This window comes from Schinkia azotoformans, from assembly GCF_035811335.1.
GTDB lineage: Bacteria > Bacillota > Bacilli > Bacillales > Bacillaceae_J > Schinkia > Schinkia azotoformans.
In genome coordinates this window covers 114,375-128,555 of sequence record NZ_JARSMD010000019.1, presented here as the reverse complement: position 1 = coordinate 128,555, position 14,181 = coordinate 114,375, and the positions used below count along the sequence as shown (strand labels likewise).

9 protein-coding genes and 1 riboswitch are annotated in these 14,181 nt (G+C 36.7%); of the genes, 6 read left to right on the top strand and 3 right to left on the bottom strand.

Translation table 11 applies throughout. The features are described 5' to 3' along the window. Positions 1–42 precede the first annotated feature (42 nt). Positions 43–141, bottom strand: a riboswitch (TPP riboswitch). Positions 142–290: 149 nt separating this feature from the next. From P9E47_RS11465 to P9E47_RS11450, 4 genes are read left to right on the top strand one after another with little or no spacing between them, the layout of a single operon-like run. Beyond that, a complete protein-coding gene (locus P9E47_RS11465; protein ID WP_003329201.1) occupies positions 291–716 on the top strand; it encodes an ATP-binding protein in 426 nt (141 codons plus the stop codon). 9 nt (positions 717–725) lie between these two features. Then, positions 726–2,123, top strand: coding sequence for a SpoIIE family protein phosphatase (locus P9E47_RS11460; protein ID WP_326163513.1), 1,398 nt, complete (start codon positions 726–728; stop codon positions 2,121–2,123). A 40-nt stretch (positions 2,124–2,163) separates the two neighbouring features. Next, a complete protein-coding gene (locus tag P9E47_RS11455; RefSeq protein WP_003329199.1) occupies positions 2,164–4,167 on the top strand; it encodes a methyl-accepting chemotaxis protein in 2,004 nt (667 codons plus the stop codon). A 12-nt stretch (positions 4,168–4,179) separates the two neighbouring features. Further along, positions 4,180–4,485, top strand: coding sequence for an STAS domain-containing protein (locus P9E47_RS11450; RefSeq protein WP_326163511.1), 306 nt, complete (start codon positions 4,180–4,182; stop codon positions 4,483–4,485). Positions 4,486–4,526: 41 nt separating this feature from the next. Here the strand turns inward: P9E47_RS11450 and P9E47_RS11445 are convergent, their stop codons facing one another. Further along, a complete protein-coding gene (locus tag P9E47_RS11445; protein WP_326163509.1) occupies positions 4,527–4,967 on the bottom strand; it encodes a helix-turn-helix domain-containing protein in 441 nt (146 codons plus the stop codon). A 169-nt stretch (positions 4,968–5,136) separates the two neighbouring features. Here P9E47_RS11445 and P9E47_RS11440 point away from each other — a divergent pair, with 169 nt between their 5' ends. After that, a complete protein-coding gene (locus P9E47_RS11440; RefSeq protein WP_003329196.1) occupies positions 5,137–6,876 on the top strand; it encodes a methyl-accepting chemotaxis protein in 1,740 nt (579 codons plus the stop codon). A 139-nt stretch (positions 6,877–7,015) separates the two neighbouring features. Continuing rightward, positions 7,016–9,277: a nitric-oxide reductase large subunit gene (locus tag P9E47_RS11435; RefSeq protein ID WP_003329195.1), complete on the top strand. Its 2,262-nt coding sequence runs from the start codon at positions 7,016–7,018 to the stop codon at positions 9,275–9,277. Between the two features lie 34 nt (positions 9,278–9,311). Here P9E47_RS11435 and P9E47_RS11430 read toward each other — a convergent pair whose 3' ends face one another. Together P9E47_RS11430 and P9E47_RS11425 are read right to left on the bottom strand one after the other, a co-directional pair. Then, the gene (locus P9E47_RS11430; protein ID WP_326163507.1) at positions 9,312–12,839 is read right to left on the bottom strand and encodes an AAA family ATPase; all 3,528 of its coding nucleotides are present in this window, start codon (positions 12,837–12,839) and stop codon (positions 9,312–9,314) included. Further along, the gene (locus P9E47_RS11425) at positions 12,840–14,111 is read right to left on the bottom strand and encodes a metallophosphoesterase family protein (protein ID WP_003329193.1); all 1,272 of its coding nucleotides are present in this window, start codon (positions 14,109–14,111) and stop codon (positions 12,840–12,842) included. Between the last annotated feature and the right edge of the window lie 70 nt (positions 14,112–14,181).

Sequence of the window (14,181 nt, the reverse complement as noted above, 5' to 3'; positions counted from 1 at the left end):
CAACACAAAAAGCCAACCAAAATAGGTTGGCCTTCTGTTTTAAAACAGAATTAGTCGCATTCCCTACGTTGGTACTAACCAAATCAGGTTCAAGGGTTAGACAATCGTCCTCTCAGCCATACGGCACCCCTAGCTAATCTTTCAGTATTTATATGAATCTTAATTTAGTATATCAATACTTTTTATCTTTGTTAAGTTACTAATTACACAAAAGTTTCATAATTAAGAAAACATTAACCAAGGCTTATAAATTATAATTAATTTAAACTTTTCATACAGGAGATTAATGAATGAAAACATTTACACTTACTTTTAATGATTTTACTTGCTATAGGTACCTCCGCAATGGGATCAGCGATTTTATTAAAGACATGGTCGCGGATGATTCTACTCTTGTTGAGGTCGTCCTAAATGAAGCGGTTAATAATGCTATTAAGCATGGAAGAAATAAAAAAGTGCTGGTACGGGTTAAAATTCAAAAAAATGGATTCCTAGTTATTAGGGTAAAAGATAGAGGCAAAGGCTTTGCAGTAGATGAAACTATTCAAAAGGTAAATGAAACTAATATGATGAAAGATATAAATTATACAACTTTAAAAGAATCAGGCAGAGGCTTATTTATTATGCAGCAGGTAATGGATAAAGTCATTTATAATAAGAAGGGAAATGATGTGTTGCTGGTGAAAAATATACAACGCAGAAAACAAATTCAATAGGTGATAAAAATGCGGATTCAGGATTTGAGTTTGAAAGTAAAGCTTGGTTCAATTTTTACAATTGCCTTACTTTTAAACTTTTTTGGATTTTATGTAATGATTAATTTTCTGGATGAACATAAACATGATAGTCATCTAATTAATCTAGCGGGTTCCCAAAGAATGTTAACGATACAAATGGTTAACGAGGCTTACCATGTGGCAGAAAGCAATCCCATCTATTACACTCAACTTCGTGTAACAGCCAAAAAGTTTGAGAAAAATCAAGAGGATCTTATTTTCGGTAATAATAGCTCCGGTATCCATGGAATAAAGGCGCCAAATATTACAGCCCACCTTGTAGAGGTATTACATGAATGGCAGCCTTTTTCACAGAAATTGGACAGGCTTATTAAGTCAGATGATCCATCTGAAAAGAGACAAATAGCGGCTGAAATACAACAAGATAGCTTCTTGTTACTAAGAAAAGTTAATAATGTAACGAATCAAATTGAGCAAAATTCAGAGCACAAGGTAGAAATTATTAAAAATATCCAGATTTCAATTATGCTTGTAAATGTATTCATTTTCCTTTTCGCCACATGGGCAAGCATCCATCATATTATTCATCCAATTACGGATGTCATTCAGCTAATGAAAAGAGTTGCAGACGGAGATATCAATGTTAAAAAGCTAACCATTGAACGCAGTGATGAAGTTGGGCATCTTGCCCAATCATTCAATCAGATGGTTTCCAACTTGAAGCATCTCGTTTTAACCGGTAAAGTCCAGGTCGATTTTCTGCCACCTGAGCTGAACAACGAAAACTTTGAAATCAAAAGTATATATAAACCATCTGAATATGTTAGCGGCGATTTTTATCATTATATTTGGGATAAGGAAAGAAATACATTGTATGGGTACTTAATCGATATTATGGGACATGGTTTGGATACAGCTCTTCACACTTCGCATATTCACGTTTTATTTGAACAAGCTGCCCATAAACATGATTTATCACTAGCAGAAAAAGTTAAGTGGGTCAATCATGAATCTATTAAATTTTTAACAAATGAGACGTTTGCAACAGGTATCTGCTTTGAATTTAACTTTCTAACATCTTCATTAAAGTATGTTTCTTGTGGGATTAATCACTTTATTGCAATGACAAAGGAGCAAAAAGGAATGATTACTGTCGAAGGGGCTTTTTTAGGAATAATGGGAGCAATGCCCTTCGAAGAATATGAAATGCCGTTTAAGTCAGGTGATTATTTCAACTTCTTAACGGATGGCTTACTCGACCACTTACATGTAGATCAATATAAATTTCCAAGCAGCTTTCAAGCTTCATATGAAATGCTAGTAGCCTTAAGTAATAGTACTATTATCACAGATGATGCATCTGGACTATGTATAAATATTAAATAACATGATAATATATTCCTATTAAAATCGATGGAGTGATTGAATGAAAATGAGTCTGAAAGTTAAATTATTAGGCAGCTTCGTTGTGCTAATAACCTTGCCGATTATTGCTTTAGCCGTTTTATCGTACAATATGACAGCCGATTCAATGCAAGAAACGATTGAAAAGGAATTAGTTGAAACAACTAGATTAACAGCAGAATCAATTAATCAAACCGTACAATCCACCACATCACTCATACAGCTGCAAAGTAAAACTGAACTTATACGTAAAATGACGAGGGAAAGTGATTCGGAGAATAAAAACATTGTACTAAACATGCTTCAAAATTTTGTAAGTGATAATAAAGATTTAATCGAAATGATCCTAATTACGGATGAAAACGGCATCGCTTATATGAACAGTTCCAGCACCAATGAGGTGACAGACTTATCAGATAGACAATATGTGAAGGATGCACTAAATGGGAAATATTCTATTAGTGATGTTATAACTTCAAAAGTTACGAAAGAACCTGTTATAGCGATTGCCTTCCCATTGTTAACAGATAATCAGAAGGTTAACGGCCTTCTAATTGGTACGGTCAAATTCGATAAAATTACTGAAAAAGCCGAACAAATCAAAATTGGTAAATCTGGATATGCCTATATGGTAGATAAAGATGGACTTTTAGTTTCCCACCCGGTAAAAGACAAGGTTTTAAAAGAAAATGTACTGAACACAGGTTCTACTGAACTAAAGGAATATGTAAGAAAAATGAATGCAGGAGAAACTGGGAGCGGCTATTATACATACGAAGGAATTTATAAATTTGTTACCTTCCAACCTGCCGCTAAGTGGAGCATTGCTGTAACAGCAAATTATGATGATTATATGGCCCCCGCTTATAAAATAAGAAAAAGTAGTATAATTATTTCAACGGTGGCCATCATTCTTGCGATTCTTGCTGCTTACTTTATTTCAGCTAGAATTGTTAATTCGATTAGGAAGCTTCAAACGGCTATGGAGTTGGGCGGCAGTGGAGACTTAACAATCCAAACATCAATCCAATCTAAGGACGAACTGGAGGATCTTAGTAATTCCTTTAATACAATGATTGATAATCAAGTGAAAATCATTAAACAAGTTTATGCTGCGTCAGATGAATTAGCTGCAGCATCGGAAGAAATGGCTGCATCAACTGAACAAGTATCGACTTCCTCAACTGAAGTTGCCGAAAGTACACATCGACTTGCAATCGAAGCTGAAAATGGAAATTTTGCGATCATTGATACTTCAAAAGCATTGTTGGAATTATCATCATTAATTCAAATTGCCAAAAATAAAGCGACATCCGCTGACCAAAGCTCGCAATTTACTTTAAGAACGGCAAATGATGGTAAAGAAACCGTCTTAGATGTTATTACAAGAATGGAACATATTAAAGCAAAAATGGAAGAAACAAAGACTCATATTTCATCTTTAGAACAATATTCAAAGGAAATAACGTCCATTACCGATACAATTACAAATTTAGCAGAACAAACAAATCTATTAGCATTAAATGCCGCCATTGAAGCGGCCCGTGCCGGTGAAGCTGGAAAAGGCTTTGCGGTTGTAGCTAACGAAGTCCGTAAATTGGCAGAGCAATCTAACAGTGGGGCTACAGAGGTGGCGAATCTAATTAGAAAAGTAACAGAAACAACCGCAAATACAGTTATTGCAACCGATCAAAGCAGTAAACAGGTTGAAGAAGGAGTTGAGGCGGTTACAAAGGCTGGAGATGCTTTAGAAAAAATAGTAGAGGCGGTCTTGAAAACAGTCACTGATGTTAACGGAATTGTATCTGTTACCGATAATGAGGTTGCTACTTCTGAGAAAATCGTAGAACTTATCAATTCATTGGCAACCTTTATCGAGACCACGGCTGCAAGTGCTGAAGAGGTTTCTGCTTCGACAGAAGAAACTTCAGCAGCAATGGAAACTATTGCATCAAGTACTGAACAAATAAATGCAATGGCACTGCAACTTAAAACTTCAATCGAGAAATTCAAGCTTACTGATTAAAGGAGTGGTAATATGTCTTTTCAAATAAATGCCAAAGCTGATGAAGTGTTCGTGACCTTAGAAAAAGAAGTATATGTTGAACAAGCCTCTAATTTTAGAGAAGCGCTTATGCCCTATCTTAATAATGGATATAAAAACTTCACCTTAGACGTCAGTTCCTTAACCTACATTGACAGCTCTGGTTTAGGTGTTTTAATCGGCATCCAAAAGCGAGCAATGTCGAATGGTGGAAAGGTTATTATTAAAGGACTAAATGGACAAGTAAAGGAACTATTTGTACTTACTAGATTAACAAAAATATTTGAGATTGTGGATTAAAATGAAAGCCGCTTATCCTTTTAAACTTGGATAAGCGGCTTTTAATTTCCTTTTCTATATAACTCTATTGTACAAATTTCCCATTCCGGGTTAGTCTCACTTAAAATTTGTCTTACCTCATACTTCGTTTTTGCTTTTACTTTTAATAAATCTATAGTTGCCCCTTTTTTTACCCAAACATTATACTGGTTGCTATTTTTACTAGTTGAAACTTGTAGATTTTGCAGATTGGCCTCTTTCTCTTTCCGTTCAATTTTAATGTCTAAATCTAAGGCATCCAATACTTTATATAAAGTATCAAGCCTTGGTCGATTGGATACACTCGTTAACCGTGATATTGCAGGAGAACACAAACCAGTCATTTCTTCTATATCTTTAAGTGATAAATTAAGCTCTTTTCTCCTCGCCTCTATCATGTTAGCAATCTTTGAATAGCGATTAATATAGTCATGATTGCTTTCGATCTTCGTTTTTGATGTCATGCTCTCCCCCCCAGTCGCATTCTTGTATCTAAAATATAATTATACAACTAATTTGTTGAAGTTTGTAAAAAAAACAAGAAATTGGATAGCTAATTCCTCAAGTTTACTTTATATTTTAAATAAATCTACTTTTAAAATTATTAAGTTTAGTTGCATAGGAGGAAATTGTATGGTTAAAATGTCTGTTAGAAAAAAACTTATAACAGTTACCTTGTTGTTATTAGCAATACCAAGTCTTGTAATAGGACTCATTGGCTTTAGTACAGCAAAGTCAAGCCTTGAAGACCAAGGGAAAATCGGATTAAAGAACAACGTCAATATGGCGTTGGAAATGATCAAATCTCTTAATGAAGAAATAGAAAACGGACATCTAACCCTTGAGGAAGCCCAAGAACGATTTAGAGTTGCAATTCTAGGAGAAAAGCAGGCAGATGGCACACGTCCAATCAACAAGAATATAGACATGGGGGAATATGGATATTTTGTTGTATATGATAGAGCTGGCAAGAATCTTGCGCATCCAACTAAGGAAGGCGTGAACATGATCGATGTGAAAGATGAAAATGGCGTACTATTTGTTCAAGAACAAATTTCTAGAGCGGAAAACGGTGGTGGCTTCACAACTTATAAGTTCGCTTTGCCAGATAATCCGAATCAAATTGAATCCAAAATTACGTACACAGCGAAAGCTCCCGAATGGGGCTGGTATATTTCAGCAGGTACATACATGATTGATTTTAATAGTGGTGCAAATAAGATTTTAAGCACTTTATTCATCTCGTTAGGAATTGCACTTGTACTTGGGGCTATAATCATTTATTACTTTGCAAACTCTTTCTCAAAACCCATTATTGAAATTGCCAAAAATGCTGAAAAAATAGCGGGAAAGGATCTATCAATTGCAATTTTAAATGTAAAAAATAAAGATGAAATTGGTGAACTTGCAAAAAGCTTTAACTACATGGTTACAAGCTTAAGAGCGATGATTCAAAATATTGATGAAGCCTCTCAGCAGGTTGCTTCAACTTCTGAAGAACTAATGGCAAGTAGTGAACAAACGAGTCAAGCGACGGAACTTATTACTCAATCCATCCAACAAATTGCGGTTGGTTCAGACTCTAGTTTAAAAGGAACAAGCGAGGCAAATGAGGTTGTCTCTGAAATTTCTAAAGGAATGGACCAAATTGCTCAAAATATCCAAGAAGTTTCCGATACATCTTTACAAACCTCACAAGCTGCAAAAACAGGCAACGAAACGATAAAAGACTCGATTGAACAGATGAGTCTAGTACATCAATCAACTGAAGAGATGAGCAAAGTCATAACATCACTTGGTGTTAAGTCACAAGAAATAAGTCAAGTAATTTCACTCATTACAAATATCGCAGAGCAAACAAACTTACTTGCACTGAACGCTGCGATTGAGGCTGCTAGAGCAGGTGAACATGGAAAAGGCTTTGCCGTTGTAGCAGATGAAGTTCGAAAATTGGCTGAACAGTCTGGCCACGCTACAAAGGACGTTAGTCAATTAATTTCTGAAATTCAAAAAGAAGTGGATCAAACCGTTCGTGCAATGGAAATGGGACAAAACCGCGTAAAAGAAGGCATTGTTTCTGTTAACAACGCGGGTGAGGCATTTAAGCAAATTACAAATCATGTAGACCATGTGTCTGCACAGATTCAGGATGTTTCGGCCGCTGTTGAGGAAATTAATGCGAGCACAGACCAATTAGTGCAAGTAATCAATGAAGCCCAAAAAATCGCCGAACAACAGTCAAGTTATTCGCAAAATGTGGCTGCATCTGCTGAGGAACAAAATGCATCCATGGAAGAAATCGCTGCAGCTTCCGGAATGCTGGCTGATATGGCTGAGAAATTACAACACACTGTTTCGTCTTTTAAATTATAAAATTGCATATGCGTTTTTTGTAAGGAACAGGACTGCACCTGTTCCTTTTTATTTTTTCAAAGAACTACAAATAGAATTAGAAAGTAATGACTAATATTGTGAACTATTGGGGAATTTACCATTAAAGGAGGGTTAATTAATGAACTATAAAAAATTATGGGTCTGGCTTAGCCTGGTCATTATTATTTCTTTTGGTATTTTAGGATATTATGGTGGTCGTATCTATCAGGTCATGCCACCGATTCCTGAAAGAGTTGTAACAGAGGATGGCATTGAATTATTTACCGGTCAAGATATTAAGGACGGACAGAATGTTTGGCAGTCGATTGGCGGTCAGGAACTCGGTAGCATTTGGGGCCACGGAGCCTATGTTGCACCTGACTGGAATGCTGATTGGCTGCATCGCGAAGCATTATTTATTTTGGATAAATGGGGGCACGCAGAGTACGGAAACTATTTCATAGATTTAAATGAGGAACAACAAGCACAACTGCGAGCACGTTTAACAAAAGAAATGCGAACGAACACTTATGATGAAGCAACAAAGGAATTGGTTATTTCTAATGACCGCATGGAGGCTTTTCAATATTTAAGCAGCTATTATAGCGGCTTATTCATGGATAATCCTGAGCTTAGTGAATTAAGAGATCAATATGCTATACCAAAGAATACAATTAAAAGTCAAGAGCGTATGGATTTAATGAATACCTTTTTCTTCTGGAGTACGTGGGCCACCGTTACTAATCGACCTGGGGATAATGTTTCATATACAAACAATTGGCCAAGTGAAGTTTTAGTTGAAAATCGGCCAACAAGTGAACTAATTATCTGGTCTATCATTAGTTTTGTTATGCTATTAGCGGGAGTTGGTGCACTTGCGTGGTATTTTGCGGTGCAACGTCATAAGGAGCCACATCTACCGGAAGTGTATCCTGAGAAGGACCCATTATTAGGGTTAGCTCCAACTCCTTCGATGAAGGCTACATTGAAGTATTTTTGGATCGTAACTGCATTGATCGTCGTTCAAGTTGGCCTGGGTGCAGTAACTGCCCACTATGCAGTAGAAGGTTCCGGTTTTTATGGAATCCCAATCCAAGAATGGATTCCGTATTCTGTAACACGAACTTGGCATACTCAATTAGGTATATTGTGGATTGCAACTGCATGGCTTGCAACCGGTCTTTATATGGCCCCTGCCGTTTCTGGTTATGAGCCGAAGTGGCAACGCGGATTAGTTAATTTCCTGTTTATCTGCTTGCTCATTATCGTTGTAGGTTCAATGGCTGGACAATGGATGGGTGTATTCCAAAAGTTCGATTTCCAAGCAAATTTCTGGTTTGGACATCAAGGTTTTGAATATGTTGATTTAGGACGTTTTTGGCAAATTTTTTTAACTGTTGGTTTGTTTTTATGGTTATTTTTAATGGGGAGAGCTCTTTTACCGGCCTTTAAGAAATCATCTGAAGACCGTCACTTATTGGCAATGTTTTTACTCGCTGCTACTGCTATTCCTTTATTTTATATTCCCGGTTTATTGTGGGGACAACAATCACATCTTGCGATGGCAGAGTATTGGCGCTGGTGGATTGTCCACTTATGGGTTGAAGGATTTTTTGAAGTGTTCGCTACAGTCGTTATGGCTTTCCTTTTTACAAGAATGGGGCTTTTGCGTACAGGAACAGCGACAGCTTCTGTATTATTCTCGACGATCATTTTCTTGTTCGGTGGCATCATCGGAACATTCCACCATTTATATTTCAGCGGAACACCGATGGGCGTTCTTGCCTACGGAGCGGTGTTTAGTGCTTTAGAGGTTGTTCCACTAGTATTAATCGGATTTGAAGCCTATGAAAACTTAACATTAAGCCGTACAAGGGAATGGGTTAAGGAATACAAATATGCGATCTATTGTTTCGTTTCTGTTGCTTTTTGGAATCTTGTTGGAGCAGGACTGTTTGGATTCTTTATTAACCCGCCGATTTCACTATATTACATGCAAGGGTTAAATACAACACCGCTCCATGGACATACAGCCCTTTTTGGAGTATATGGGATGCTCGGGATTGGATTGATGCTCTTCTGTTTAAAAGGACTTACAAGGCAAAAACATTGGAAAACAAAGCTTTTAAGCTTTTCGTTTTGGGCTATTAATATTGGACTTTTGTTAATGGCACTATTAAGTTTATTGCCGGTTGGTTTATTACAAACATGGGCCAGCTTTGAGCATGGCATGTGGTATGCACGCTCAGCAGAATTTTTACAAAAGGACATTGTTCAAACCTTTGTATGGCTTCGACTAATTGGAGATACCATTTTTGCAATTGGCATATTAGCTTTAGGCTGGTTTATTATTGGCTTAAAGACTGGACGGTCACTTCTTGACAAAAATGCAATATCTTAAATTTTGGAATAAGGGGCTGACATACCTTCAGCCCCTAAATGTTTACAGCTTCCTTACTGTTCAATTCTGTTAACTGAAATTGATCTTGAGTTGCAAGCTCCTTCATAATCTCGACAAGTCGGGAATGGTGTGTAAAGAAGATAATTTGGGTCTCTTTTGACAGTTCTAGTAAAATTTTAAGTGTTTCTTTTGAACGAACATCATCAAAATGAACAAGAATATCATCCACTATAAATGGAATCGGCTCATTTTCGTTCCCATATTTTTCTATACTAGCTATTCTGAGCGATAAATAAAGCTGATCAATTGTCCCATCACTCATACCGTCAATGGATATCTTTTCACCATTGTCGCGAACACCCATTAATACCCTTTGATCCTTTTCATTATAATCTACGATCAATTCCGAAAAAGATTGTAATGTTAACCTTTCAAAAAGCTCGCTTGCACGTTTTAAAATTGGATCCTGATTTTGGTTCCGATAATATTCAATCCCTTTTTGAAGAAGGGTTGAGGCAAGCTTTATTTGAATATATTGGTCTGTTAGGTCCGCTAATTTCGCATGCATGCTTTCCTTTTTTTGTTCAGCCAATACAGAGGAGGTATTGTTCCCTTGGATTTTTTCCTCGAATTCCTTTTTAATAACACCATGGGATTGCTCCAACTCTGAGCGAACAGGTTCAATTTCACTAAGTTTTCTATTGATTTCTTCTAACTCAACATCGATACTGTCCCGATCAAATTGATCAACCTCTTTAGTAATTTCATGAAGAGAAAGCCCACCGCCGATATCTATTAGCTCTTCTTCTAAAGTACGGATTCTATTTTCGTAGTCTTTCTTTCCTATAAACTTTACTTCAACTTTTTCTAATTCCTCAATACTGCTGCATTTTGCTTGCATCATGAGATCATTTAAATAATTTTCAGCTGCATCAATCTCAAGGACAGCTTCTCTAATTGCTCTTTCAAGTCTCTTTATATGATTGCTTAATTCTTTCGACCTTACTTTATCCTCTTTCGCCTGCCCTAGTTTCGCGTTCAATTCGCTTACCACGATATCTACGGCTTTTTCATCATAGGAAAGTGAAGTGGATTTTAAGAGATTGTGCACTCTTTCTTCATAATGGGCAATTTGCTCTAGAATCGAATTATGTTTTTTCTCAACTCCATTTAATTCATCGTATGCCTTTGTACATTCCTCGTACATATGGACAATTTTTTCGGCAACTACTACTGAAGTCGTATCGGTTATATTAGTACCGTTAATCGCTTCCAACCATTGGTCTTTCCAATTCTCCAATTTTTGATAAAGCTCTTTATTCCTAAAGGAAAGATTATTAATTCTATGCTTTATGCCTGAGATACTATCATCAAGTCTTGTGCGCTTATTCCAATCTTCATTCACTTTTCTCTGTTGTTTTTCTGCCATTTGCAATAACTCTGCCAGTGTTTTTTGCTGATCAACATCGACAAGTGAAGCAAGCACTGTTATTAACGATTGCTTATATTGGGCTATCTTGTTTTCTAATTCGCGAATAGCTTTTTGTTCTTTCTCATAATCATGGAACATGCCTTTGATTTGTCCATACTTTACTACCCATTCCCTCATTTCCTCTGGCGATAATGGCTTAATGGATGTTGATTCCCAAAGCTTGTCCCAAGATTTTTGCCAGTCTGCTAATTCCTTTATTAGTTCATCCTTCTTCTGTTCAAGTTCAATAATTTTGTCTTTACACCTTTTGATATCATCCAGGTGCTTTTTCTTTGCCCCTACCTTTTCGGCTTCACTTCTCATTTTGTCTGCAACAGCATCTGCATCAGTTACCAAGTTTTCATAAACTGATTCGATCTTTTTCCCGTTCGTAAACTCGTTAAAAGCTTGTTCATCCAAGTCTCCTCGTTCAAGCTTGGTTCGAATGAACTTCCAGCCTTGATCACGATGAGAACGAATCGATAATAATTTATCCTCGGACGGTATTTCCGTTAATGCTTCCAAATGGTGGATTTGTTCTTCATAATTTGAAATTGACTCAGTTTGAATTATGAATTGTTCATTTGTTTTTTCTAGGTTTTTTAGAATCTCGGTATACTCTTGCTCATACTTCTTAATTGTTTCGGCAAGTACAGGAACTGATATCTCTACTAATTCTTTATATGTTCCACTCCATAACGGCAGTTGTTTAACCATTTCCTCAAGAAGTTGCTCTGTTTGATTGTTATCGATGATACATAATTTTAGCGATTCTTCTATATCACCGGCCCGTTTTACAATGTCGATGACATTTTCCAACTCTTCAATGTTTGGGGGCACAGGAAAAGAAAAGTATTCCTCTTCCTTCGCTTTTAAGTCACTTTCAATTTCCCGTCGCTCTTTTTCATTCGTTTCAAGAGCCTGGTCAAGCAATGGTTTGTCTTTACACAGCTCACGAATTTTTTCCTTTTTCGCTAACCGTAGACGGTATTTTTCGATATGATCAAGCCGGGCATGAACAGAATCTATTTCTTTCATGAAGCTAATGACTCTTGCCTCAAGCAATTTTCTTTCCGCTTCCAACATTGGAGCTTGTTTTACATTATTTTGATAGCTTTGCAGTTCCCGATAAAGAGCATCAATTAACGCAGCCTGTTCTAATAGACCTTCAGGGATCGTAATTTCTTGAAGCTCCTTTTTTGTTTCTTCCCATTCATCTTCAGCTTTCATTTTTTCTTTCCCAGCACTCTCTAATCTTTGTACCATTTCCTTTCGAAGCTCTTCAATATTATCGGGCAACGCCGGTACTTCACCAAGTTCCAACAACTTATTTCTTAGTTCCCTTAATTTTGCTATTTTAGGTAATGTCAACTTCATTCGTTGAAGCTTTTCCCGTTCACTCGATAATATTTTTACTTCTCTTATGAGGCTCTCAATTTCTTTCTTACCATTATTATATTTTCTTTCAAGTTCTTTCCAGTCTTGGACCTTTAATTGATATTGGGCTATTTCTTTTCTAAGTTCTTTTTCTTCCTTTAATAGTTTATTTAACTCCGGTGTCGACCCTCTCTTTTTGTATAGGTCAGCGGACTTTTTCTCCAGGTCTTCAAAAACTTTTCTTAGCACACTTATTCCTGATGCGGCTGAAAACAAGCTTTCTCCTAAATTTCCTCCGCTTTCTAGCAGGCTTTCCCCACCTTCACGAAGAGTTTCATGATTAAGGGCAAACATATTTGTAAAATGGTTGTCTGAAATTCCATGCAAAAATCCATCAATCACCGACTCATTAAGCACGTTTCCATTTGTGTCAATGATTGTGTTCTTTTTACCTTTTCGGCGAATATATCGAACAGTTTCACCCTCTGTATTTTGAAGTTCTCCTTCAATCCTTAGTTTCGTATTCCCATGTAAAAATGCGTCTAAAGTTTGCTGTGGAAAGCCGAATAGGAAGTGATTAATGGAACGTAATGCCGTACTTTTCCCTGCTTCATTTAACCCGTAGATAAGATGGAAATTTTTCGATGGATCAAAATGAATTTCATAATCAGTAAAGTGACCGAAGGCCCGCAAATTTAAATAATTAAATCGCATTTACACTTCCACCCCTGTCTTTGTTAAATAATAAAGAATTAAATCTTCAACATCCGCCAATTTTTTCTTTATTAAATCGGGATTGGTAAAGTCAAATCCATCTTCACCATTTTTGAGTTCATAAGGCAAGGATTGCTGCACGTCTTCAAATTCAGCTAACAATTCTTTTATCATTTCATCATTATTTTCAATATCATTAATGAAATCTAATATAACGGCAATTGGTGTATGCTGGGCCTTTAGTGCATGAACATCAATTAAATGAGAGGTTTCAATTTTAACCTTTTCAACCCAAACATCTCCTATACCAACTTCTAAGGCTATCGAGCGGATATTATTCGTCAAATGCTCTTTAGCAACAATTAACTCCTGATGAGCCTTTGTTGGACCAATAATCCGGAACCGAACAGCCAAGAACCGCCCTTCTGCATCTTGAACCTTTTTTTCTAATTCCTCATGGATTCTTTCCATTATTTCCTCAAAATTTTCAAGACCGCTTACATCAATTTCACAAAGTTCCCAGCGTAGTACATCCAGTGACAAATGCGTATAAGACTCAATTTCACCATTTTCCACCCTCACAAGTGTGCATCCTTTGTCACCTGTTTCTTTTATATGTCTTCCTTGAATATTCCCTGAAAAAAGAATAACAGGTTTATTTTTATGAAGGACTTCACGTAGATGGATATGACCCAACGCCCAATAATCGTACCCTTTTTCCTTCATATCATCGATTGAACATGGCGCATAGTTTTCATGATCTTCCCGCCCTGTCGCACTTGTATGAAGAACACCAATATTAACACAGCCTTCAATTCTATTAGGGTAATTTTTTACTAGATTCTCTTCTATTGATCGATGAGCGAAGCCTTGTCCGTGTATAGCAACACCGAGTTCGTCAAGGATAATAGTTTCCGGCTCCTTTGTTGAAAATTCGAAGACATTATCGGGAAGCTTCAATTCCTTCGTTATTAAACTGGCAGCATCATGGTTGCCACGGATAAGGAATACTTTAATATCAGCTTTTTGCAAACGGACCATTTGACTGGCAAAAAACAAACCTGTGTTGTAATCTTTCCAGTCACCATCATATAAATCGCCAGCAATGATGATGAATGAAACCTGTCTCTCAATCGCTGTGTCTACTAAATTCCTGAACGCATCTCTAGTTGCACTACGGATTCTATCAACCGGTGCTCCTTCATATTGCTCAAGTCCTGATAATGGACTGTCAAGATGTATATCTGCAGCATGAATAAATGAAAATGACAAGACTTCATCGCCTCCAACTTTTTCCTATTTCCCTATCGTTACACCTATTATAGCAAACAAACGTTCCTAA